This is a genomic window from Pseudomonas sp. HN11, from assembly GCF_021390155.1.
Taxonomy (GTDB): domain Bacteria; phylum Pseudomonadota; class Gammaproteobacteria; order Pseudomonadales; family Pseudomonadaceae; genus Aquipseudomonas.
Window position 1 is genome coordinate 5436232 of record NZ_CP089985.1, and the last position, 24043, is coordinate 5460274.

General features: G+C 59.8%; 21 protein-coding genes and 1 pseudogene. 12 read left to right on the forward strand and 10 right to left on the reverse strand.

Features of this window, described 5'->3' with window-relative positions:
* Positions 1 to 6: 6 nt before the first annotated feature.
* Both LVW35_RS24855 and LVW35_RS24860 read right to left on the reverse strand, forming a co-directional pair.
* Complete coding sequence (locus LVW35_RS24855) at positions 7 to 1005, reverse strand: FecR family protein (protein WP_233892437.1); 999 nt, start codon at positions 1003 to 1005, stop codon at positions 7 to 9.
* A 63-nt stretch (positions 1006 to 1068) separates the two neighbouring features.
* Positions 1069 to 1590 (reverse strand): RNA polymerase sigma factor, encoded by a 522-nt coding sequence (locus tag LVW35_RS24860; protein WP_233892438.1) that lies wholly within the window; start codon positions 1588 to 1590, stop codon positions 1069 to 1071.
* 206 nt (positions 1591 to 1796) lie between these two features.
* Here LVW35_RS24860 and aroQ point away from each other — a divergent pair, with 206 nt between their 5' ends.
* Together aroQ and LVW35_RS24870 are read left to right on the forward strand one after the other, a co-directional pair.
* The gene (gene aroQ / locus LVW35_RS24865) at positions 1797 to 2246 is read left to right on the forward strand and encodes a type II 3-dehydroquinate dehydratase (protein ID WP_233892439.1); all 450 of its coding nucleotides are present in this window, start codon (positions 1797 to 1799) and stop codon (positions 2244 to 2246) included.
* A complete protein-coding gene (locus tag LVW35_RS24870; protein ID WP_233892440.1) occupies positions 2243 to 3091 on the forward strand; it encodes a shikimate dehydrogenase in 849 nt (282 codons plus the stop codon). The genes aroQ and LVW35_RS24870 overlap by 4 nt, the downstream gene beginning before the upstream one ends.
* 53 nt (positions 3092 to 3144) lie before the next feature.
* Here the strand turns inward: LVW35_RS24870 and LVW35_RS24875 are convergent, their stop codons facing one another.
* Together LVW35_RS24875 and quiC are read right to left on the reverse strand one after the other, a co-directional pair.
* Positions 3145 to 3786, reverse strand: a complete 642-nt coding sequence (locus LVW35_RS24875) for a TetR/AcrR family transcriptional regulator (protein ID WP_033897904.1) — start codon at positions 3784 to 3786, stop codon at positions 3145 to 3147.
* Positions 3787 to 3864: 78 nt separating this feature from the next.
* Entirely contained in the window at positions 3865 to 5766 is a 1902-nt protein-coding gene (quiC, locus tag LVW35_RS24880; protein WP_233892441.1) for a 3-dehydroshikimate dehydratase QuiC, read from the reverse strand.
* A 220-nt stretch (positions 5767 to 5986) separates the two neighbouring features.
* Between quiC and LVW35_RS24885 the strand changes: the two genes are divergently transcribed.
* A complete protein-coding gene (locus LVW35_RS24885) occupies positions 5987 to 7321 on the forward strand; it encodes an MFS transporter (protein ID WP_233892442.1) in 1335 nt (444 codons plus the stop codon).
* 1 nt (position 7322) lies between these two features.
* On the opposite strand, the gene LVW35_RS24890 is transcribed toward LVW35_RS24885, so the two are convergent.
* Positions 7323 to 8201: a DMT family transporter gene (locus LVW35_RS24890; RefSeq protein WP_233892443.1), complete on the reverse strand. Its 879-nt coding sequence runs from the start codon at positions 8199 to 8201 to the stop codon at positions 7323 to 7325.
* Positions 8202 to 8379: 178 nt separating this feature from the next.
* Here LVW35_RS24890 and LVW35_RS24895 point away from each other — a divergent pair, with 178 nt between their 5' ends.
* The 3 genes from LVW35_RS24895 (at position 8380) to LVW35_RS24905 (ending at position 10826) form a co-directional block, all read left to right on the forward strand.
* Complete coding sequence (locus LVW35_RS24895; RefSeq protein ID WP_233892444.1) at positions 8380 to 8796, forward strand: lipoprotein; 417 nt, start codon at positions 8380 to 8382, stop codon at positions 8794 to 8796.
* A 155-nt stretch (positions 8797 to 8951) separates the two neighbouring features.
* Positions 8952 to 9839, forward strand: a complete 888-nt coding sequence (ypfJ, locus tag LVW35_RS24900) for a KPN_02809 family neutral zinc metallopeptidase (RefSeq protein ID WP_233892445.1) — start codon at positions 8952 to 8954, stop codon at positions 9837 to 9839.
* Positions 9840 to 10826, forward strand: a complete 987-nt coding sequence (locus LVW35_RS24905; RefSeq protein ID WP_233892446.1) for an alpha/beta hydrolase — start codon at positions 9840 to 9842, stop codon at positions 10824 to 10826.
* A 70-nt stretch (positions 10827 to 10896) separates the two neighbouring features.
* Here the strand turns inward: LVW35_RS24905 and LVW35_RS24910 are convergent, their stop codons facing one another.
* From LVW35_RS24910 to LVW35_RS24920, 3 genes are read right to left on the reverse strand one after another with little or no spacing between them, the layout of a single operon-like run.
* A complete protein-coding gene (locus LVW35_RS24910; RefSeq protein WP_233892447.1) occupies positions 10897 to 11484 on the reverse strand; it encodes an HAD family hydrolase in 588 nt (195 codons plus the stop codon).
* Positions 11481 to 12350, reverse strand: a complete 870-nt coding sequence (gene tesB, locus LVW35_RS24915) for an acyl-CoA thioesterase II (protein ID WP_233892448.1) — start codon at positions 12348 to 12350, stop codon at positions 11481 to 11483. The genes LVW35_RS24910 and tesB overlap by 4 nt, the downstream gene beginning before the upstream one ends.
* Before the next feature lie 38 nt (positions 12351 to 12388).
* Positions 12389 to 12958 carry a GNAT family N-acetyltransferase gene (locus tag LVW35_RS24920; RefSeq protein ID WP_233892449.1) on the reverse strand — a complete coding sequence of 190 codons (570 nt, stop codon included), beginning with the start codon at positions 12956 to 12958 and terminating at the stop codon, positions 12389 to 12391.
* Between the two features lie 76 nt (positions 12959 to 13034).
* Between LVW35_RS24920 and LVW35_RS24925 the strand changes: the two genes are divergently transcribed.
* From LVW35_RS24925 to LVW35_RS24935, 3 genes are all read left to right on the forward strand, one after another.
* Positions 13035 to 13955 carry a histone deacetylase family protein gene (locus tag LVW35_RS24925; RefSeq protein ID WP_233892450.1) on the forward strand — a complete coding sequence of 307 codons (921 nt, stop codon included), beginning with the start codon at positions 13035 to 13037 and terminating at the stop codon, positions 13953 to 13955.
* 229 nt (positions 13956 to 14184) lie between these two features.
* A complete protein-coding gene (locus LVW35_RS24930; protein ID WP_233892451.1) occupies positions 14185 to 17508 on the forward strand; it encodes a type III effector HrpK domain-containing protein in 3324 nt (1107 codons plus the stop codon).
* 73 nt (positions 17509 to 17581) lie between these two features.
* Entirely contained in the window at positions 17582 to 18814 is a 1233-nt protein-coding gene (locus LVW35_RS24935) for a TIGR03862 family flavoprotein (protein ID WP_233892452.1), read from the forward strand.
* 70 nt (positions 18815 to 18884) lie between these two features.
* On the opposite strand, the gene LVW35_RS24940 is transcribed toward LVW35_RS24935, so the two are convergent.
* A complete protein-coding gene (locus LVW35_RS24940; protein WP_233892453.1) occupies positions 18885 to 20219 on the reverse strand; it encodes a DEAD/DEAH box helicase in 1335 nt (444 codons plus the stop codon).
* A 48-nt stretch (positions 20220 to 20267) separates the two neighbouring features.
* Positions 20268 to 21164 carry a drug/metabolite exporter YedA gene (yedA, locus tag LVW35_RS24945; protein ID WP_010206736.1) on the reverse strand — a complete coding sequence of 299 codons (897 nt, stop codon included), beginning with the start codon at positions 21162 to 21164 and terminating at the stop codon, positions 20268 to 20270.
* Positions 21165 to 21324: 160 nt separating this feature from the next.
* On the opposite strand from yedA, the gene LVW35_RS24950 reads away from it, so the two are divergent.
* From LVW35_RS24950 to LVW35_RS24960, 3 genes and pseudogenes are all read left to right on the forward strand, one after another.
* The gene (locus LVW35_RS24950; protein WP_033896506.1) at positions 21325 to 21780 is read left to right on the forward strand and encodes an Lrp/AsnC family transcriptional regulator; all 456 of its coding nucleotides are present in this window, start codon (positions 21325 to 21327) and stop codon (positions 21778 to 21780) included.
* Positions 21770 to 22479, forward strand: a pseudogene (locus LVW35_RS29025) (cyclase family protein). Before LVW35_RS24950 ends, LVW35_RS29025 begins: the two are co-directional and overlap by 11 nt.
* 246 nt (positions 22480 to 22725) lie before the next feature.
* Complete coding sequence (locus tag LVW35_RS24960) at positions 22726 to 23853, forward strand: TIGR02391 family protein (RefSeq protein ID WP_233892454.1); 1128 nt, start codon at positions 22726 to 22728, stop codon at positions 23851 to 23853.
* Positions 23854 to 24043 lie beyond the last annotated feature (190 nt).

Here is a 24043-nt window from a genome sequence, read left to right on the forward strand (position 1 = left end):
GGGTCATCAATAGATCAGGCTGAGACCTGCCAGGTCCAGGCGTTGCACCTGGAGTTCCTGGGTGAGGGTGGCAAGGGCAGTGTCGAGCATGTCCAGGCGAAACACACCACTGACTTCGCGATCACCAAGGGTCGAGTCGGTCAACACGACACGACCGGGGCGATAGCGGTTGAGTTGCTCAATGACTTTTGCCAAGGGCTGACGATCAAAAATCAATACCCCGCGTCGCCAACTGGTGGCGCGTGCAACATCGAGTGGGTCCAGGGGCACAATACCTTGCTGAGGGTTGTAGCGTACGGCCAGCCCTTCCTGGACCACCCTGTCGGACGGTCCCTTTTTCGGAGTAGCGTTCAAGGCAACCTCGACACTGTGCTCCAGCACGCCGACCCACGCCTGGCTGTCGTCTTCGCGCTCCACCACAAAGCGCGTACCCAGTGCGCGGGTCAGCCCGCCTGCGCTCTGTACCACGAACGGCCGGGTTTCCTCACCCACCATGGGCGCTACGTCAAAGATCGCCGAGCCCTGGAGCAAACTGATGCGACGCTGCACACCGTCGTAGTCCAGGCGGATGGCACTGGCGGAATCCAGCTCGACCTTGCTGCCATCGGCCAGGTGCACGGTGCGCACTTCGCCTTTTTCGGTGATGTAGTCAGCTTGCAGATGCAGCAACACGTCCGGCCCACGCACCCAGCCAACACCGGCCACCACCACGACCAATGCGACGGCGGCTGCACGCTGCCATGGCCTTCGCCGTTTGGTGCGGCGCGCAGGCATAGTTGCCACTGTTGGCCGCTGGCGGTGCACGAGGTCCTCCTTGTACACATCGCCCAATGCCGCCCAGGTCTGTTCGGCAAAGCGCAACGCAGCTTCATGACGGCTGTCGCAGGCGATCCAATGCCGCAGCTCGGCCTGCTCCTGCTCGGTCAGGGCACCGGCGTGCAGGCGCACCACCCACTCGGCGGCCGCGTCGGTAATGCTGTGCTGTTGCGGACCCTGGCTATTCACGTGTGAATCTCGAATTTTTCGTTATGTAACGCTGTGACGTCTGACGTGGCGCATTTCGGTAACTCATTCGTCGGAAGGCGCCCCTTCGCCATCCTGCAAGCGCTGCATCACGTAGGCCAATGCCTTGGCCAGGTGCTTTTGTACGGAGCTGTCGGAGATGTCCAGGTGCCGTGCGACCTGGGCGTGGGTCATGCCTTCGATGCGGTTGAGACGGAAAATCTGTTGGGTGCGTTCCGGCAATTCCGCCAGTGCCTGCTTCAAAGCCTGTCGCTGCTGCTGCGCCATTGCCTGAGCCTCCAACCCGGCCACTTCATCTTCAATCTCGGCCAGCGCCTCATGGGGCACGGCGTCTGTCTTGCGCCGCGCTTCCTGGCGAATATGGTCGATCAGCAGATTGCTCGCCGTTCGATAGAGATAGCCCTGGGAGTTGTCGATGCGCTCGCCGGCCGGCTTTTGCGCCAGGCGCAGGAAACTCTCCTGCACCAGGTCGGCGGCCAACTGCGGGTCCCTTACTTTGCGCGCCAGATACCCGCGCAGCGTATCGGCATGCTTGAGAAACAGGCCCTTGAGATCCACGTCCGACAAACCGACTCCCTGGAATGTTAAGGAAACAGACAGACATACTAAGCGTTGTCGAGAATGATTTTCAATTGATATCGAGTCTGATCTTTCTGCGCGAAAGGTCTGATTAACAGTTCGGTAATCGAACACATCCGCTGTCATCAATTGACCAAATTAACTATCCAGTACATTTTATCCCCATAACTAAAAATAACTGTGGAGATCCCCCAATGCCGCCCATCGTGCTGGTGCTCAACGGCCCCAACCTCAACCTGCTCGGCACCCGTGAGCCCGCCACTTACGGCCATGAAACCCTGGCCGATATAGCCGCCCTGTGTGGCCGAAGCGCCGAACAACTCGGGCTGAAAATCGAATTCCGCCAGACCAACCACGAAGGCGAACTGCTCGACTGGATCCACGGCGCCCGCGCCCGTTGCGCCGGCATCGTGATCAACCCGGCAGCCTGGACCCACACCTCCGTGGCGATTCGCGACGCGCTGGTAGCCAGTGAAGTGCCGGTGATCGAAGTGCATTTATCCAACGTGCATGCCCGCGAAGTCTTCCGGCATCACTCGTTTGTGTCGCCCATCGCCAAAGCGGTGCTCGCCGGTTTCGGCAGCCACGGCTACCACTTGGCTCTGGAGCATTTCAACCAGTTGCTCAAAGGGTCGTCCCGATGAAACCGCGCATCCTTGCCGGCCTGATCGGCGCCGGCATCCAGGCCTCCCGTACGCCCGCCCTGCACGAGCAGGAAGGCGATGCCCAGGGCCTGCGCTACCTGTATCGCCTGATCGACCTTGAGCCCCTGCGTCTGGACGTCAACGCCCTGCCCGGTCTGCTGAATGCCGCCGAGTTGATGCACTTTACCGGGCTGAACATTACCTACCCGTGCAAGCAGGCAATCCTGCCGTTGCTCGATGAGTTGTCTGACGAGGCCCGCGGCATTGGCGCGGTCAATACCGTGGTGTTCAAGGACGGTAAGCGTATCGGCCACAACACCGATTGCCTGGGGTTTGCCGAAGGGTTTCGGCGCAACTTGAAAGACGTGGCACGCCAACGCGTGGTGCAGATGGGCGCCGGCGGTGCCGGCGCGGCAGTGGCCCATGCGCTGCTGGCTGAAGGCGTGGAGTACTTGAGTATTTTCGACGTGGAGATCAGCCGCGCCCGCGACCTTGTGGATAACCTTGGACAGCGTTTCGGCGCCGGACGGGCTCAAGTTGGCCAGCAGTTGGAGAACGCAATGGCCGAGGCCGATGGCTTGGTCAATACCACGCCGATGGGCATGGCCAAGCTGCCCGGCACGCCGGTTCCGGCAACCTTGCTACGGCCCGAATTATGGGTGGCGGAAATCGTGTATTTCCCGCTGGAAACCGAACTGCTGCGCGACGCCCGCGCCCTGGGTTGCCGCACCTTGGATGGCGGCAACATGGCAGTGTTTCAGGCGGTGAAGGCGTTTGAATTGTTCAGTGGAGAAGTGCCGGATGCACAGAGGATGCTGGCGCATTTCCAGAGCATGAATATCTGACAGTAGAAACCGAATCCAAATGTGGGAGCGGGCTTGCACTCCGCCCTGAGTACTCAGGCCTGCAAGTAACGCATTACCGAATCACAAATCATGTCCCGATGCCGCTGTTTAACCGCCTCATCCGACAGGTCGATTTGAAAGATCTCACTGAACGTATGGCGGTTGGACACCCGGTAAAAGCTGAACGAGTTGATCAGCAGGTGTACGTCCAACGGCTCCAGCCCTTCCCGGAACAAGCCCAGCTCGGCACCACGGCGCAAGGTTTCCCCTAGCCCTTCAAGGATTTTGCTGTTCATCGCCTTGATGGTGTCGGTGCGCTTCACGTACTCGGCATTGTGGATATTTTCGATGCTGACGATGCGCACGAAATCCACGTTCTGGTCATGGTGATCAAAGGTGAATTCTACCAGCCGCCGGATCGCCTCACGCGGTTCCAGCGCGGTGAGGTTCATACGGGTTTCGGTGTTGCGGATGTCGCCGTAGAGCTTCTCCAGCACCTCGACGTATAACTGCTCCTTGCTGCCGAAGTAGTAATAGATCATGCGTTTGGAGGTGTGGATACGCTCGGCGATCGCGTCCACGCGAGCGCCGGAAAGGCCCTGCTGGACAAACTCGACGATGGCTTCCTGGAGTATGTTTTCGCGGGTCTTTTCCGGATTGTTCTTGCGACTCTTGCGAGGTGCCTCGGTGGTCATGGTGCGCTCACGGCCAGTGTTATGCAGGCCGTGATTATGGGCCGCGATGCTGCCTGAAAGAAAGCACCTGACCCACCGTTATAAACGCGCCTGGCGCACCGCGCCGCTGCGCGATTTAGCCATCGCGGCCAGGCGCACCGCCACATTGGCCGCGCCATAGCCGGCATAGCCGTTCTTGCGCTGGATGATCTCGAAGAAAAACCGCCCTTCGAACGGCTCGGTGTACACATGAAACAACTCACCACCCTGGGCGTCGCGGTCGTACAACACGTTGTAGTACGCCAACTCGCTGAGGAACTCGTCGTCGAAATCGAAACGCGCCGCCAGGTCGTCGTAGTAGTTGAGCGGGATATCCAGCAGCGGCACACCGGCCTCTTTGGCGCGGCGTACTTCGGCGAAAATATCCGCGCAGTCGAAGGCAATGTGGTGCACGCCCGAGCCACGATAGCTCGACAGGGCGTGGGAAATCGCGGTGTTGCGATTCTCGGAGATATTCAGCGGCAAACGGATCGAGCTGCATCGGCTGCGCAGCGCACGGCTTTTGACCAGGCCGTAAGGGTCGGGCAGCACCACTTCGTCGTCGGCTTCGAAATCCAGCAGGCTCTTGTAGAACAGCACCCAACTGTCGAGGCTGTCAGCCGGCAGGGCCATGGCCATGTGGTCGATGCGCAGCAAGCCGCCACTGGATGACGCGGCAGGTTGCAGATTGAAGTCAGTGTCGTAGAGGCCGCCTTCGCTCTGATCCACCAGATAGATCAGGCTGCCATCCGGCGCGCGTACCGCCGCCAGTTCCAGTTCGTTGGGCCCGACCAGTCCGCGATAGGGCTGGCCTTTATAGGCCACCGCACGCTCCAAGGCCTTGGCGCTGTCCTTGACCCGAATCGCCGTGGCGCACAGCGACGGCCCGTGGGCTTCAAAGAAGTTGTGGGCGAAGGAATAGGGTTCACAGTTGAGGATCAGGTTGATATCGCCCTGGCGCAACAGGCTCACGCTCTTGGAGCGATGCTGCCCGGCCTTGACGAACCCCAGGCGCTCCAGCCAGTGGGTCAGCTTGGCGCCGAGGCTTTCGTCTACGGCAAATTCCAAAAATTCGATGCCGTCGTATTCGCTGGCCGCTGGGGTATCAAACAGAATTTCAACCGGTTGCGCGGGCGCTTCCTGCTTCAGGCGCTCGCGGGTTTTCTTTTCCAGGTACAGCAAGGAGCGCAGGCCGTCCGCCGCGTTCGCGCGGGTCGGCGCGGCGCGAAAGCCGTCGTTGAAAATTTCCAGGGACAGCGGCCCGGTGTAGCCACTCTTGATGATCGGCGCCAGGAACCCTGCCAGGTCGAATTCGCCTTGGCCGGGAAAGCAGCGAAAATGACGGCTCCACTCCAGCACGTCCATGGCCAGGATCGGCGCGTCGGCCATTTGCACAAAAAAGATCTTGTCGCCGGGAATCTCCGCAATGGCACTCGGATCACCTTTGAGGGACAGGGTGTGGAAGCTGTCGAGCAGTACGCCGAGGCTGGGATGGTCAACCTGACGCACCAGGTTCCATACCTGTTGCCAGGTATTCACATGCTTGCCCCAGGCCAACGCTTCGTAGCCGATGCGCAGGCCACGACGGCCGGCGTGTTCGGCGAGCAGGCTCAGGTCATCCAGCAAAATGCGCTCGTCACCCACGCAGTCGGCCGAGGCGTTGCTGCACACCAGCACCAGATCGGTGCCCAGCTCCTGCATCAAATCGAATTTACGCTCGGCACGCTCCAGATTGCGCGCCAGGCGGTCGCGGCGGCAGCCTTCAAAGTCCCGAAATGGCTGGAACAAGGTGATGGCAATGCCAAGGTCGGCGCACATTTGCCTAACTTCACGCGGGCTGCCGTCGTAGTACAACAGATCGTTTTCGAAGATTTCTACACCGTTAAACCCGGCGGCCGCGATGGCATCGAGTTTTTCCGGCAGGGTTCCGCTCAAGGAAACGGTGGCAATCGAGCGCTGCATGGGCGACTCCCGGTATTTAAGGCTCATCTTATTTACGACAAATTATTGGCCGCTAAACTGTTCACAGCAATTAAAATGTACGAACCGGTTAGTTTTTGGTGCGATTATCGAACACTATGCCCTTTTGGCGAATTGACGATTTTTTAGCCGCTGCGCACCATCGATTCAGTAACAAGACCCAGAACACACCATAAAAATTTCAAAAAACGGGTACGACCTCATGCCTCTGCAAAACTCCGCCTTGGCCGCACGCCACGGCACCCCGCACGCCGGCATCGGCGACAAGATCCGCGGCGCCCTGGCCGTGGGTAAAACGCGCTGGGGCATGTTGGCCCTGGTGTTTTTCGCCACCACCCTCAACTACATCGACCGCGCCGCGCTGGGCGTCATGCAGCCGATCCTGGCCAAAGAAATGAGCTGGACGGCGATGGACTACGCCAACATCAATTTTTGGTTCCAGGTCGGCTACGCCATCGGCTTTGTGCTGCAAGGTCGCTTGATAGACCGGGTGGGCGTGAAACGCGTGTTCTTCTGCGCCGTGCTGTTGTGGAGCCTTGCGACCGGCGCCCACGGCCTGGCCACCTCAGCCGTTGGCTTCATGGTGTGCCGTTTTATCCTCGGGTTGACCGAAGCCGCCAACTACCCGGCGTGCGTCAAGACCACGCGTTTGTGGTTCCCGGCCGGTGAGCGCGCGGTGGCCACCGGTATCTTCAATGCCGGCACCAACGTCGGCGCGATGATGACGCCGATGCTGCTGCCGTTGATCCTCCACGTATGGGGCTGGCAGGCGGCGTTCCTGTGCATGTCGGCACTAGGCGGGATCTGGTTGGTGTTCTGGGGCCTGAAGTACTTCAACCCGGAAGACCATCCCAGCGTCAAACAATCCGAATTGGACTACGTGCAACAGGAAGTCGAACCGGAACAACCCCGCGTGCCGTTCAGCCGTATCTTACGCATGCGTGGCACCTGGGCCTTCGCCCTCGCCTACTCGATGACAGCGCCCGTGTTCTGGTTCTACCTGTACTGGCTACCGCCATTCCTGAACCAGCAATACAACCTGGGCATCAACGTGACCCAGATGGGTATCCCACTGATCATCATCTATTTGACGGCGGATTTCGGCAGCGTGGGTGGGGGGATCCTGTCGTCATTCCTGATCGGCCGTGGCATGAACTCGATCAAGGCGCGCCTACTGTCGATGCTGCTGTTTGCCTGCTGCATCGTCGGCGTGATCATGGCCGCCGGTTCCAGCCAGCTGTGGGTCGCGGTATTTGCCATCTCCCTGGCGATCGGTGCGCATCAGGCCTGGACCGCCAACATCTGGAGCCTGGTGATGGACTACACGCCCAAGCATATGATGAGCACAGTGTTCGGGTTCGGCGGCATGTGCGCGGCTATCGGCGGTATGTTCATGACCCAGATCGTCGGCCACATCCTGACCGTGACCAACAACAACTACACCGTGTTGTTCACCCTGATCCCGGCGATGTACTTCATTGCGCTGACCTGGATGTACTTCATGGCACCGCGCAAGATCCCTACGGTAGACGCTTGATCTACCGGCGCCGCTGCTGCCAGGCAGCGGCCAGCCCGCTCATGCAGATCACCCCGATGCCGACCACCGTGGTCACATCGGGGGTATGGTTGAACACCAGCCAGCCCAACAACCCCGCGAATACGATCTGGCAATAGCCGAACGGCGCCAGCAAGGCCGGTGCCGCAAAGCGGAACGCCTGGGTCAACATCAAGTGCGCGGTCATCCCGCAGGTGCCCAGGGCCAGCATCAACGCGCCATGCCACAGCGTGGGGATCTGCCAGAAGAACGGCACCATCGCACTCATTACCAAGGTGTTGCACAGACCGGCGAAGAAGTTGCTGGTGGTGGGCGTGTCGTACTGGCTGAGAATGCGCGTGAGCAGTTGGTAGAAGCAGAAGAACAGCGCCGAACACAGCGGCAGCAACACCGCCGGGGTGAACAGTTCGCCGCCGGGGTGGATGATGATCAGCACGCCGACAAACCCGCAGATCACCGCCAGCCATTGGCCACGGGTCACGTGCTCACCCAGCAGCGGCACCGACAGTGCCGTCACCAGGATCGGCGCGAGGAAGTTCACCGCCGTGGCTTCCGCCAGCGGGATGTAATGCAACGCCGTCGTGAAAAACAGGCTGGTGCCCAACAGGCAAAGCGCCCGGACCACCTGCATCCCCGGCCGTTTGCTGCGCAGCACGCGCAAACCCGATTGCGGCAGGAAAATGCCGGCCATCAATAAGGTGTGCACCAGGTAACGCGCCCACACCACCATCACGATCGGGTAGAACCCGGCCAGGTATTTGGACAAGGCGTCATGGCTGGAGAACAGGAACGTCGCCAGGACAATCAGCAAAATGCCCTTGAAGGGATGGTTGACGCCGGATAAAGGGGTACTGACAGTCATCGGATTCTCGTGTGTGGCGCGCGGTCGAGCTCAACCCGGTAATCTAGCAGCCGGGCTGGAGTCTGCCCCAAGAGCATAACCAAACAGCGTGCGAACAGCGCACTAAATCACGGGTTTCGAGTCCAACGCTGCACATTGACCGCCGTGTTGCACACTTTTTAACCAAGGCCTTGCCACTATGAAAAAAGCCCTCTTTGTTTTGTCCGCCCTCGCCCTGCTCACCGCCTGCAATCAAGAAGCCAAGGACGCGCCCAAACCTGCCCCGGCATCCGTGCAAGCTACCTTGGTACCGCAAACCCCGCCCACCGATAAATGGGTCGGCAAATGGATCGGCGTCGAAGGCCTGCATCTGACCATCGCCAAGGACGACGCCGTCGGCCGGGGTCACTACATTCTCACCATGCAATACGGCCTCGACGCCGATGACGCGGGCACTTTCAAGGGTGAAGCGACCGAAGACGGCATCGCCTTCACTCGCCCGGATGGCCCGCAACTGCTGCGTGCCGGTGACGGCGCTGCCACCGGGATGAAATGGCTGGCAGATAAAAAGGATTGCCTGGTGGTGGATACCGGCGAAGGTTACTGCCGCGACTGAACCGGTTTTGCTGACACAAGTTTCATCTGGCGCCCCTGCCGGGACTGGCCGAGAACAGCGATACTACGCAGCTCTCGTACCTGTCGGACAGCCGGGCTGGCGCCATTCCTACGCACCAACAACACTGTTCCAGAGTTCATCGAGAGGATTGCCCCATGCTATGGAAAAAAGGCCGACGCAGCGACAACGTGGTAGATGCCCGCGATGACAGTGGCGGCGGCGGAGGCGGCATGCGTTTTGGGGGCGGCAAGGGCCTGAGCCTCACGGCAATCGTACTGATCGTCGGCATTGGCTGGCTGACCGGCCAAGACCCGATGCAGATCCTCGGCCAGTTGACCGGCCAGATGGAACAGGCACCGTCGGTGAGTACGCCGTCGCGCCAGGCACCGCCGGCCAACGATGAACAAGCCGATTTTGTCCGCGCCGTACTGGGCGATACCGAAGATACCTGGGCCCAGGTGTTCCAGGAAAACGGGTTGGCCTACAAGAACCCGAAACTGATCTTGTTCCGCGGCCGGGTGAATTCGGCCTGCGGTGGTGCGACCTCGGCCAGTGGCCCGTTTTATTGCCCGGCTGATCAGCAGGTGTATCTGGACCTGGATTTCTTCCGGGAAATGTCGCAACGCTTCCAGGCTGCCGGCGATTTTGCCCAGGCTTACGTGATCGCCCACGAAGTCGGGCACCACGTGCAGACGCTGCTGGGTATCTCGTCGAAGATCCAGGCGGCGCGCCAGCAGGGCCGGCAGATGCAAGGCGACGGCGGCCTGCTGGTCCGCCAGGAACTGCAAGCAGACTGCTTTGCCGGCGTCTGGGCCAACCGTGCGCAAAAGCGCCTTAACTGGCTGGAGCCCGGCGATATTGAAGAAGCACTGAATGCGGCCAACGCTATCGGCGATGACCGTTTGCAGCAACAGGGTCAAGGGCGCGTCGTACCGGACTCGTTTACCCACGGCACCTCGGCGCAGCGGGTTCGCTGGTTCAAGACCGGCTTCGCCCAGGGCCAGATCACTCAATGCGACACTTTTACCGCCAAGAGTCTTTAGATGAATAAACGATTGGGATTGCTGCTGGGTTTGTTGGTCACCTGTTCCGCCTTGGCCGCCGGGCCTGTCGTAAAAGAGCATGGCGTAAAGGAAGTCAGTCCCGATCGTTTCCACCTGGAGGCCGGCGACCTCAGCCTGGGTTTAAGCCAGGACTGGAGCATACCGCTACCCCAAGTCACCCGTGCATTGATCATCGTGCATGGCCGACTGCGCAATGCGCAGACCTACCTGCAAAGCGGTGAAGACGCCGCCGAGCATGCGGGCCAGGCCGCCCATACACTGGTGATTGCGCCGCAGTTTCTCAATGAATCCGACGTGAAGCGTAACCAACTGGACCATCAGGTCCTGCGCTGGAAAGGCAATGACTGGATGGCCGGCGAACCGTCGACCGGACCAAGGCCAATCAGCTCCTACGGCGCCCTCGACCAGATCATCAAGCACCTGGGCAACCGCAAGCTATTCCCGGCACTCAAGGAAATCGTGGTGGCCGGCCACTCCGGCGGCGGCCAGGTGGTGCAGCGCTTTGCCCTCACCGGCCACGATCACCCTACCCTGCAGACCGAGGGCATCCGCCTGCGTTACGTGGTGGCCAACCCGTCGTCCTACGCCTACTTCACCCCACAGCGACCGGTGAAATTCGATACCGCCAGTTGCCCAGGCTTCAACGACTGGAAATACGGCCTGCAAAACCTGCCGGCCTACGCCAAGGGCCAGAGCGCCGAGCAGCTTGAGCAGGCTTATGTGTCACGCAACATCACTTACCTGCTGGGCCAGCAAGACACCGACCCGAACCACCCAGCGCTGGATAAAAGCTGCGCCGCTGAAACCCAGGGCGCGTATCGCCTGATTCGTGGGCACAACTATTTTGACTACCTCAAGCAGCGCCATCCGCAATTGAGCCATCAGTTGGTGGAAGTGCCGGGGGTGGGACATAACGGGGATGGGATGTTTACGTCGCCGGAAGGCCAGAAAGTACTCTTTCAATAGCTTCTCTTGAAGAAACCCAATCAAAATGTGGGAGCAAGCCCCCTCCCACATTTGATCTCCATTGTCTGGGCTAGATCATCCCGAGTAAAACCGCGCAGTCTGCTGCATGCCAATCCACCAACTCGGGCCACGGGTTCTCCGGCACATTCACCAACACTGTCCGCGTCCCCGCCGCTCGGCCGCAATCCAGGTCGAAGCGGTAGTCACCGACCATCACCATCTCGCTCGGCGAAATGTCCCAGGCCGCCGCCAGTTTCAGCAAGCCATCCGGATCGGGCTTGGGTTGCGCATCGTCACGTCCCAGCACGTCCTCAATGGCAAAGCAGTCCGCCAGGCCGATCGCTTCCAGGGTGACGTGCGCCAACTCCCGAGCATTGCGGGTCAGGATACCCAAGCGATAACCGCGTCCGGCCAGCTCACGCACCAGCTCAACCGCGCCTTCAGCCGCAACTGAACCCAGCGCCAGCTCGCGCTCGTGCTCCAGCAACCACGCATGCTTGGCCGCCGCAACCTCCGCCGGCAACGCCGCCAGGTGCGTGAGGATATCGTCCTCGGGCGCAATCTCCAGGGCCACGCGAATGGCCGCGAAGTCATGCACGGCCACCGTGAGGGTGCCGTCCATGTCGAACACCCAGTGTTTTACCTCTGACAGGCTCATGCCCAATCCTTGCGGTGGCGAATCAGGCCTTCCTGGCTCACCGAGGCCACCAGTTGCCCGGCGCGGTTGTACACGCTGCCACGGGAGAAGCCACGGGAATTGCCGGCCCATGGACTGTCCATGGCGTACAGCAACCAGTCATCGGCGCGCAGGTCGGCGTGGAACCACAGCGCGTGGTCGAGGCTGGCGACCTGCATGTCTTTGTGCCACACGGTCTTGCCATGGGGCAGCAGCGAGGTGGTCAGCAGGCCGAAGTCCGAGGCGTAGGCCAGCAGGTATTTGTGCAGCGCCGGCGCATCAGCCAGGGCGCCGTCGGCGCGAAACCACACGTATTTGACCGGGTCGGACGGCTGCGGGTTGAACGGGTCTTTTTCGGTGACCGGGCGCACTTCGATCGGCTTGGGGCACAGCAGCTTGTCGCGCATGTGCTCGGGGATCAGGTGCGCACGCTGCTGGGTCAGTTCCAGCTCCGACGGCAGGTTTTCCGGGCCCACTACCACGGGCATAGTGGTCTGGTGGTCGAAGCCTTGTTCGTCGTACTGGAACGAGGTGGTGCAGGTGAAGATCGGGTGGCCCTTCTGGATCGCAGTCACGCGGCGCGTGCTGAAACTGCCGCCATCACGCACACGGTCCACCGAGTACACCACCGGCAACTTTGCATCGCCGGGGCGCAGGAAATAACCATGCAGGGAATGCACGTGCCGCGCTTCTTCTACGGTCTGGCTGGCGGCCGACAGCGACTGGCCAAGCACCTGGCCGCCGAACAGTTGGCGAAAACCCAGGTCCTGGCTGCGGCCGCGAAAGAGGTTTTCCTCGATCGGCTCCAGGGTCAGCAAGTCCACCAGATCTTCCAATACTTGGCTCATAGAGCAACTCCTACAATCTATGGGGCATTCCGGGCTGCTTATCCGTGCAGCGTGTCCAACCATTGGGCGCGGGTGATGCGGTACAAAACATGATGGCGCAGCGGGTCATCGGCTGCGACCTTGGGGTGTTCAAAATCTGCCTGGGGATCGTAATGCATACCGATGGCCTGCATGACTTTTTGTGATGGCAGATTGGCTTCCGTGGTGAAGGCAACGATTTCGTCCAGGCTCAAACGATCAAAACCACAACGCAATGCTGTCCACGCGGCCTCGCTGGCATAGCCCAGCCCCCAGTGTTCGCGGGCCAGGCGCCAGCCAATTTCAACCGCCGGGGCAAAGTCGGCCTCGAAGCTGACATTCAGCAAACCGGTGAGACCGATGAATTCACCGCTGTCCTTGCGCTGCAAAGCCCACAGACCAAAGCCATATTCGGCGAAGTGCCCACGAATGCGGCCAATCAACGCGGCGCTTTCCAGGTGACTCAGCTTGGCCGGGAAATAACGCATCACCTGCGGGTCGGCGCACATGCGCGCAAACTCCGCCAGGTCGCTGTCGCGCCATTGGCGCAGCACCAGGCGTGCGCTTTCCAATTCCAGTATCGGCTCCATGGGTCCCCCTTCCTCGCCATGTGCGTGAGTGTACAGCGCTGTTAAGATCCGTCGCAGGTTCCCGTCAGAAAATCCCATGCCTTTGCCATTGATCTACCACGATGACTACAGCCCCGAGTTCCCGGCGGACCATCGGTTCCCCATGGACAAGTTCCGTCTGCTACGCGACCACCTGGTGGACAGTGACCTGACCCAGGACAGCCAACTGCTGCGCCCGCAGTTATGCCCACCGCAGATTCTGGCCCTGGCCCATGACGCTGGGTATATCGAACGCTACATGGGCGGCGAATTATCCCGAGAAGACCAGCGCCGCCTCGGCCTGCCCTGGAACGAAGCCCTGGCCCGGCGCACCGTGCGTGCGGTCGGCGGCTCGATTCTCGCGGCCGAACAAGCCCTTGAGCACGGCCTGGCCTGCCACCTGGCTGGCGGCACCCACCATGCTCATTACGATTACCCGGCGGGCTTTTGCATCTTCAATGACCTGGCGGTGATCAGCCATTACCTGCTGGCCAGCGGCCGGGTCAACCGCGTGCTGATTTTCGATTGCGACGTGCATCAGGGCGACGGCACCGCGCGTATCCTTCACGACACACCGGACGCCATCACCGTGTCGCTGCACTGCGAAAAGAACTTCCCCGCGCGCAAGGCCCAGAGCGACTGGGACATTCCGCTACCCATGGGCATGGGCGATGCCGACTACCTTAAGGTAGTGGACGATGCCCTCAACTACCTGCTGCCGCTCTACCAACCCGACCTGGTGCTGTACGACGCCGGCGTCGATGTGCACAAGGACGACGCCCTCGGTTACCTTAAGCTGACAGACCAGGGCGTCGCCGCCCGCGATGAAAGCGTGATGCGCCACTGCCTGGGCCGAGACATCCCGGTGATGGGCGTAATCGGCGGCGGTTATAGCAAGGACCGACCGGCCCTCGCCCGCCGCCACGGCATCCTGCACCACAGTGCGCAACGGGTGTGGACGTCATCAGGTTGTCACTGAACTGTGAGCGTTACCCACAATCCCTGTGGAACCACCTGTGGATAACTTGAGCGTAACGACCTGAAAGCCTCTAGCCGCATAGCCTGTCAGAAACCGTACATTTTTTGACCAGATACTTTTCCACAGCCGTGAAACGTTGTGGAACTTGGCATCCGCGACCGTTTTGCAACAAAACTGCCGTACGCCGTCGTCAACCTGAAGGCCTCTCCCGCTTTCAGAGTACCCTGCGATGGCAACTTACAAGATCGGCAGTAGCACGACGCCCGGCAATGACGACGCCCTGAAGAAAGTCGCCGCCACCTTCGACGCTGCGATGTCCCGCGCCTTGTCCGGTTTCAAGGAAGCCGCCCACCCTGGCAACTTCAAGGTGCTGGCGGTGACCGACAACACCAAGGACAAGAAAATCGCCGACGTCAAAGCTACCGGCGACCAGGAAGCGATCAAGCGCCTCAACGACCCGAATCTGGCCGACATCAGCAACACCGGCGTGCCCCTGGCCAATATCGCCAGCATCACCAAGATTTCCGACAACGTTCTGGAGCTGAAAACCCGCGACGGCGAGGACATCATCATTATCAAGCAGATGACCCCGTACCTGTTTGACGGCATGGCCGGCAAAGCCGACGCGGTGGATGCGCTGAACAAGAGCAAGGCCGACGGCTATCGCATCGCGCAGGCCGGCGACACCGCGCCGGGCCTGGACACCTACAAAGGCATCGGCCCGGCTGATGAAGTGGGGCCGGGGATGATTCGTTACGAAACCCTATCGGGCGATAAGGTCGTTGTCAGCAAGGAAACCAACCTCGACCTGTACGAAAAAGTGAAGTCCGATGGCGAGACCTGGGGCCTGATCAACGATAGCAAAAACGAAGGGTATCGCCTGGCCAATGCCGATGAGGCCGGCAGCGTGAGCCTGGTGGGCACGCCGGAAGAGCTCGGCCACGGGCTGATCCGCTACGAAACCGCCTCGGGCGACAAGATCATCGTATCTCAGGCCATCAGCCCCGACCTGTACGCCTCGGTGGTCAAGGAATCCAACGGCATTTTCGACGTCGACGGAGCGGTGGACACCAACTGGATCGACAACTCCAAATACGCCAGCGCCAAGGACTGGGACAAGATAGTCGGCAACACCAGCGGCGCGCCGACCCAGGAAGAACGCGACCTCGACCGCCCACGCGCCGCCTCGAAAATGCTCAGCGACAACTGGGACAAATGGGGTTTGCATGACCGCCCCATCGACTTTTCCAACCCGCCCGCCGACCTGCCGCCCGAAGCCCAGGCCTGCCTCAAGTACCTGGCCGGCAGCCCGAGCCTGATGAACGCCCTCGACAGCGGCGGCCTGGGCAAAAGCGATGGGGTGATTACCCACGCGGATGTGGATAAGTTCATCAGCCAATCGAACAAGGATCTGTCGGCCGCCTCGAAGTCCTACAGCACCTTCCTCAGCAAAAACCCCGATGCCACCGCATTGGCCAAGGAAAACGCCAAGTCTGCGGCTATCGTCATGGCCAATATTTCCCTGGTGAGCAGCGCTGGCCCGCAAATGCAGGGGCCCAACCAGCGCGCCAACAACGGCAGCCTCAACACCGCCAACCTCCAGGCGATCAAGGATGACTCAGGCCTGAGCCCGGAACTGACGGGCGCCGCAGGCTATTGGTCCACCCCCGGCATGCTGCGCACCCTCGACATGGCCGGTGACCTGCCCGCGACCGCCAAGGCCGATGGCATCACCCAGCAGAAAAACATCGGCGCCTGGCTGGAAAACCAGGCGCCCAAGGACGACCACGGCGTGCTGATGATGCTCAGCAACGCCGCGGTGCGCAGCTCGGTGGCCGACGTCGACACCTCTAAGCTGACCAAGGATGTGCTCGAACACCCGGAAAACTACGACGGCAAAACCAAAGCCGCGGTGATGATGGAAATCAGCGACGCCCGCGCGCGCATGGCCGCCAGTGACAAAGTGGGTGACGGCGATTTGTACGCGGGGATTACAGCGGACACCGAATATCACCTCAACCCAACCAAATCGAAGGTCACCGACCAGCTCGACGCCGCCATCGGCCAGTTGTCCAGTGACCCGGATGTGAAGACCTTCCTCTCGCAAAACCAAGCGTCCGGCATGCGCGATATCGTCAACAGTGACCCGGCGATCAAGCATGAACTGCAGGCCTACCAGGACGGCCAGATCAACAGCGGCAACGTGCTCAACACCGCCCTGAACACCAAAGGGTCCGATGGCAAACCGCTGTCGCTCATGGACGCCCTGAGCCTGGCCGGCACCGACGCCACCCTCACCGATCTGGCCCTGGGCGGCGATGGCCATGTGGACCTCAGCGTCATTGCGCAAAAATCCGGCAAATCCGGGGATATCGAGCAATTTTTCAAGGACCACATTCTCAACGGCAAGGATCTGGATGACGCCCTCGCCCAGCCGAACGCCGACCCGATGACCGCCATCGGCCAGTACGCCGCCCACGCCGAGTTGCTCAAGGAGTTCCTCGGCGACAAGGTCTCGGCCCAGGACTCGTCGACGGTGCAGCAGTACGTCAACCAGGCGGTGTCCGATTCGCTGGTCAACGGCGCCAACGATGACGTGCTCAAGGGTGCGTTCGGTGACGCCAATGGCAACTTCGACGAGGCCAAGACCACGGCCATCATCGAGAAAGCCATGGCCGACGACCCGGAAATGTTCAAGGACGCCACGGGTGCACAAATCAAACCGCAGGACGTGATCTCGTTGATCCGCTCGATGTGGGACGTTAATCGCCAGGGCGAGAAAATCAGCGACGTGCTGCCCAAGGCTGTGGATGGGCTGAAGCTCAACGCCAGTGATGCGTACAAACAGGGCCTGCTACACATCGGCAGCGCCCTGTTGGCCGGTGGCGTGTTGGCCGCGCGCTCCGCCACGGGCGGCAACAGCCCGGCAGACAACGCCGGCCGCGTCGCGGCAGGCATGCAGTTTGCCGGCCTGATTACCGAAGGCGGCACCAAATACGCCAAGGAAGCCGGCTACGGCATGACCTGGAAACCCACGCCGATTGATCCGAACAAACCCCAAGGCATCGGCGAATTCCCCACCGGCAAAATGGTGCAGAACACCGACGGCCTCAACCGCCTGGGCAACCTGGGCAAGATCGTTGGCGGCGGCGGCAGCTTTATCGGCGGCGTGTTCGGTCTGATCAGCGGGGTCAACAGCGCGTTCGCCGGGGACAAACTCAACGCCGGGTTCTCCCTTACCAGCGGCGCCCTGGGCACCGGCGCGGCGGTGGCGTCGATTATTGAGGGCGGTGCAGGCCTGTTTGGCATTGCCGATGCGGCGGCCATCGCCGGCACCTTCGCGGGGGTACTGGGCTGGGCGGCGGCCGGCGTGGGCATCGTGACCAGCTTTGTGTTCCCGATCATTGAGGTGGTGAAGCGGGAGAAACAACAGGATGCGTTCTTTGGCAACCTGGTGCCGACGCTGGACAAATACGGCCTCACCGGCGGCCCAATCACCGACGCCGACCGCAAGGATGAATACCCACCGTACGCCAACACCGGTTTTGCCTGAATACTTTTTGCCTAACGGCACGGGGCGCGCATTGCTTACAATGGGCGCCCTTTGTTTTTGACCAGGCTTGCCGATGCCCGCTACTGCTCCCTCCCACGTTGCCATTATCGGTGGCGGCCCTGCCGGGCTGATGGCCGCCGAAGTCCTGAGCCAGGCGGGCGTGCGGGTGGATCTGTACGACGGCATGCCTTCCGTGGGGCGCAAGTTCCTGCTGGCCGGTGTGGGTGGCATGAACATCACCCACTCCGAGGCGTATCCGGCGTTCCTGTCGCGCTATGCCGAACGTGCGCCGCACATGGCGCCGTTGCTGCGTGGTTTTGGGGCCGAGACGTTGTGCGAATGGATTCATGGCTTGGGCATCGAGACGTTTGTCGGCACCTCGGGACGGGTGTTTCCTACCGACATGAAAGCCGCGCCCCTGCTACGCGCCTGGCTCAAGCGCCTGCGCGACCAAGGCGTGGTTATCCACACCCGGCATCGCTGGCTGGGTTGGAATACCGACGGCGACTTACTTATCCACAGCCCCGAAGGCGAACAAACGGTCCACAGCGATGCGGTGCTGCTGGCCCTCGGTGGCGGCAGTTGGTCGCGCCTGGGTTCCGACGGTGCGTGGCTCAAGTTGCTGGAGGATCGCGGCGTGCCCTACGCCCCGCTGCAACCGAGCAACTGCGGTTTCGAGGTGTCGGCCTGGAGCGAGCTGATGGTCAGCAAATTCGCCGGCGCGCCGTTGAAAAACGTCGCCATTGGTTTAGGGGATGACAAGCCACGCCTCGGGGAATGCGTGGTCACCGCCAGCGGGATCGAGGGCAGCTTGATCTACGCGCTGTCAGCACCGATCCGCGAAGCGATCAACAGGGACGGGGCGGCCACCGTGCATATCGACCTGCTGCCGAGCAAGCCGCTGGACAAGGTTCAGGCCGCGTTGGCCAAACCCCGTGGCTCACGCTCGATGAGCAAACATCTGCACAGTCAGTTGGGGTTGGATGGGGTCAAAGCAGCGCTTTTGCGTGAGTTGACGCCTGCCGGACACTTCAATGATCCGGCGCAGTTGGCGGTGGATATCAAGGCGTTGCCGTTGACGCTGGTGAAGACCCGGCCGATGGATGAAGCGATCAGCACAGCGGGCGGCGTGCCATTTGAAGCGTTGGACGAGCGCTTGATGCTCAAGCAGTTGCCGGGGGTGTTTTGTGCAGGGGAGATGCTGGATTGGGAAGCGCCAACCGGGGGCTACTTGCTGACGGGGTGTTTTGCCAGCGGCAGAGCGGCTGGGCGGGGGATGTTGGAATGGTTTAAAAGCAGAGGTTAAGCGGCAAGCTAAAAGCTGCAAGTAAGAGCAACACTCACTTGCAGCTTGTAGCTTGCCGCTCAGGGCTGCTTCACTTCTTCTTACGCGGCCCGGTATTGAACACCGGCACCTTGCGCACCGGCTTGATCGAAGGCTCCGCCGGCGCCACTTCCCCGCTGTCCACCCACTTGCCCAGGTTGCGCTTACCGCCGCCGCCCGAGGTCTTAGGCTTCTTCGGTTTCTTTGGCTTCTTCACCACCTGCCCACTGGCATCGGTGTCCGGCACGCGATGTTCCGGCTCGAAATCCTGTTCCATGTGGCGGTTCAAGGTCTGACGCGTCAGCATCTCGATGGCCGACAGCATGTTCACCTCATCGGCACACACCAGGGAAATTGCCTCACCGGTGTTGCCCGCACGGCCGGTACGGCCGATACGGTGGATATAGTCCTCGGCCACGATCGGCAGGTCAAAGTTGACCACCAGCGGCAAGTCTTCGATATCCAGGCCACGGGCCGCCACGTCGGTGGCCACCAGGATCTGCACTTCGCTCGATTTGAAACGGTCCAGCGCGCGTTGGCGGGTCGCCTGGGGTTTGTCGCCATGGATGCCGTCGGCATTGATGCCCAGGCCCTGCAACTTATCCACCAGCGCATCCACGCCGTTACGGGTCTTGGCGAACACCAGCACCTGCTTCCAGCGGCCTTTGCGCATCAGGTGCACAAACAGCTCCGGCTTGCGCTTCTTGTCCACCGGCACCACCCATTGCTTCACGGTGTTGGCAGCGACGTTGCGCGGGCTGACCTCGATGCTCAGCGGGTCATTGAGCATCTGCCCGGCCAGCGTGCGGATCTCATCGGAGAAGGTCGCGGAGAACAACAGGGTCTGGCGCTTTTTAGGCAGCATGCGATAAATGTTCGCCAGCTCTTCGGAGAAGCCCAGGTCGAGCATGCGGTCGGCTTCGTCCAGCACCAGGGTTTGCAACTGGTTGAGCTTCAGCGCGTTCTGGCGGAACAGGTCGATCAGGCGGCCAGGTGTGGCGACCAGGATGTCGACACCTTTGCGCAGCTTCATCATCTGCGGGTTGATGCTCACGCCGCCGTACACCGCGTAAGTGGTCAGCGGCAGGTTTTGCGCATACTCGGCGACGCTGGCGTGCACCTGCTCGGCCAGCTCGCGGGTCGGGCACAGGATCAGCGCGCGTGCCGAGTTGGCGGCGACTTTCGGCCCTTCCATCGTCAGCAATTGTAACAACGGCACGGCGAAGCCGGCGGTCTTGCCGGTGCCGGTCTGGGCCGCAGCCATCAGGTCGCGACCGGCCAGCACCGCCGGAATGGCTTGCGCCTGCACCGGCGTCGGGGTCTGGTAGCCAAGCGTCTCAAGGGCGCGCAGCAAGGGTTCGATCAGGCCAAGGGTGGCGAAAGTCATGTATTTACCGTAGGAAAAATTCAGCGCAAGGGCGTAATGCGCCGCAGTTTACCTTATTTCCGGCTTGGGCTTTCGCCACTGGGGCAGGCTGATCAACAGCACGGCGCTGATAATCACCAGCATCGCCAAGGCTTCTTCCAAGCCGATGGTCTCGCCGACAAATACGATACCGAGCAATACGGCGACCGCCGGGTTCACGTAGGCATAGCTGGTCGCCGCCGCCGGGCGTACATGCTTGAGCAGGTACATATAGGCATTGAAGGCGATGATCGAGCCGAACACGGTCAGGTAGGCCAGGGCCAGCCAGCCTTCCAGCGGCGGCACGGCCTGCAGGCGTTCGCCAGACAGCGCGCTCACCATCAGCAGCGCCACACCGGCGACCAGCATTTCCGCAGCACTGGCCATGGCGCCTTGGGGCAGCGGCAATTGCCGGCTCCACACCGAACCGAATGCCCAGGAGGCAGCCGCAACCAACAGCAAAACAGCGCCCATCGGGCTCGATTGCAACGTGCTGCCCATGTTGAGCATGGCGATGCCGATGATGCCCAGGATCACCCCTGCCCATTCCAGACGGGTATTACGCGCGCCCCAGAAATACCCACACAGCAAGGTGAACAACGGCACGGTCGCCACGGCCAACGCCGCGACGCCGGACGACACCCCCATGTGTTCCGCCACACTGACGCCGCCATTACCCACGGTGAGCAGCAAAAGACCGATCATCCCGGCCGCCTTCCACTGCGGCCAAGTCGGCGCCGGCACCCCGCGCCAGCGCAGGAAGCCATACATCAACGCCCCCGCCGTGCAAAACCGAATCCCCGCCAGCAACAACGGCGGCCAGTACTCCACGCCGATGCGAATCACCAGATAGGTAGACCCCCAGATCACATACAGCGCAAAAAAGGCGGCGATCAACGGTAAGGGAAAGCGACGTGGGCCAGGCATTGGGCGGCTCTATGGCAGGAGATGGGAGGCTTATTCTAAAAAGGCAAGTCACTAAACATAAGTTACAAAACCTGTTTAAAACGCCAATACACTTTTCAAAGCATGGTTGTGAAGGCTATAAACCGTGCTTTCGAAAGTCATGCGCAACCGGAGCCTTATCATGGACAAATACGACCGCATGCTCCTCAGCGCTCTGCTCGAAGACGGCCGCGCGTCCTACGCGCAACTGGCCCGCACGGTAAACCTCTCCGCCCCCGCCGTGGCCGAGCGCGTGGCCAAGCTGGAGGCCAGCGGCGTGATCACCGGGTATCAGGCCAAGGTGGATTTGTCGAAAGTGGGGTTGCCGATTCAGTGTGTGATTGAGCTGCGGTTGACCAATCACGGCAGCCAGAAGGTATATGACGCGTTGGCGGAGATCCCTGAACTGACGGAGTGCCATCGGGTGACCGGCGATCCGTGTGTGATCATGCAGGCGGCGGTCGGGTCGATGCCGGAGCTGGAGAGCTTGATCAACCGCGTGGCGAAGTTCGGGTTCAGCAAGACCTCGATTATTTTGTCGAGCGCGATAGAGCGGCGGGTGCCGTTGGGGCAGTTGGAGGGCAAAAATGGTGGGTAAGCCCAGCAAGGTCGTCAGCCTCAGTCACCCGATCAGTCCGCGTATCCCGCTGTGGCCGGGAGACCCACTGGTTGAATTTGAAGACGTCGCCTCCTTGGCAGAGGACGGCAATTTCCTAAGGCGTTTCAGCATGGGTGAACACAGCGCCACTCATATGAATGCGCCGAACAGTTTTTATGCCGGTGGCATGGGGATCGAAGGTTATCAACCGGAAGACTTGGTGCGACCTGCGGTAGTAATTGATGTACGGGCCCGCTGCAACCCGGACTACGAAATCAGTGGGCAGGACATTGAAGACTGGGAACGCCAGCACGGGCTCATCGAACCGGGCTCCATGGTGCTGATGTACACCGGCTGGCAACACCTCTGCATGATCCGACAGCGTTCTTTGGACAGGACGCGCAAGGCTCGCACTTTCCTGGAATTAGCGAGGCGGCGATTCAGTTCTTGCTTGAACAGCGTCAAATTGCAGGAGTGGGGATTGATACCCACGGGGTTGATCGGGGGCAGAGCAGTACTTTCGCGACAAACCATGCGGTGTTGGCGGGGAATAGGATTATGTTGGAGTGCTTGACCAACTTGGATCAGTTGCCAGCCAAAGGCATCACGCTGGTAATTGGTGTATTGGCGCTTGAGGGCAGATCGGGATCGCCAGCGTCAGTGATGGCATTCGTCCCTATCCGCGAGAGCTCAGCCTAATAAGATACGGCGACACCCGGACACCCAAAACGCCGTCATGTCAAAATGCGAAAAACAGTAGCAAGCGGTACTGAATTAGATAGCAAAAACTCAAGGGAGTAAATTTTTTGACGCCCACGTTGGCATTCATGTAGACGCTGATCTAAGCAACAGGTAATGTTTATTCATGGCACATTGCCACAAACACCCCAAATCCCCGCGCCAGAAAACTCTTATAATCAAAATACAGAATGATGGAGCTTAGAATTGAACCTAGAAACCAAAATAACAACTGAGCTGTGGACTTCTATAAGAACAAATTACGATAAACAAGATTTCACTGGAGCAATTTTGGATGCGTTCCACTTCCTAAGCGATCTCATCCGAAAAAAATCTGGCGCTGAGGGTGATGGTGCAGCCCTTATTGGAAGCGCACTGGGAGGCGCAGCTCCCAAAATAAAGCTCAACAAGCTGCAATCAGAATCAGAGCTAAATATACAAAGGGGTATGGAAATGACCCTACGCGGCCTGTACCAAACTTTCAGAAACCCACGAAGCCATGAGAAGTTCTCTGACTCCGAAGAAGATGCGCAAGTAATAATTGTATTCATTGGATACATAGTTCGGCAGCTGGACATCGCAAAATCGCAATTTTCGCGAGAAGATTTCTTAAAGAGAGTTATGGATCCTGACTTTTTCCCTAATAGCAGATATTCTGACCTCCTTGTTTCGGAAATCCCAACAGGCCAGTTACTAGAGGTTTTTCTCGATACATATAGAGCCAAGACGTCTGGAAAAATTGAAAGTCTGCGCCACTTCTTTAACTCCCTATTGCCGAAATTAAACACAGAACAACTCAAGCAAGCATATGAAGTCATATCAGATGAGCTCAAAACCGCAGATGACGAAACGACCATTCGATATATAACTGGATCCTTGGGAGAATCATGCTGGGAAAGCCTACATGAAACAGCACGTCTTAGAATTGAAAATCGCCTCATAAAATCTATAAAAGAAGGAAGATACAGTACAAAACAAGGGCGAACCTTGGACGGCTCACTTGGAACATGGGCTATATGTATTTTCAACAAAATGATTCTAAAACAGGAAGCAATTCAGGCGATTTACGAAAACCTAAGCTCAAAGAACACCGAACGAGAAAATTATATATTTAAATTCATATCAACAAGCCTGACTAAGCTTTCCGAACAAGCTCCTGCCGGCTTCGACGAGCTATTTACTAAAAAAATAAGGGAAGGGGATGAGCGTTTTCATGACGCAGTAATCATTGGTGAGTTCTGGAACACACAAAGCAAGAAGCTTAAAGAGGCCATGCTTTCCTTCACTCCTGCACTTCCGACACATGACCCATTCGACGACGATATCCCTTTCTGAGTAGTTACAGCGAGGAAGACACCCCCTAATTATATAAGAGTCGAAGTTCCCGAAGCATCGCAGCCTTTACAGCACATCGAGTCACATCGGTCGCTGCTGGAGCGTGCATACATTCTAGTTTTTAATCCTACGGACAGATCAGTCCCTTTCATTTGCAGGACGTTTCCTAGAGAATTCCAAAGCCTTGCGC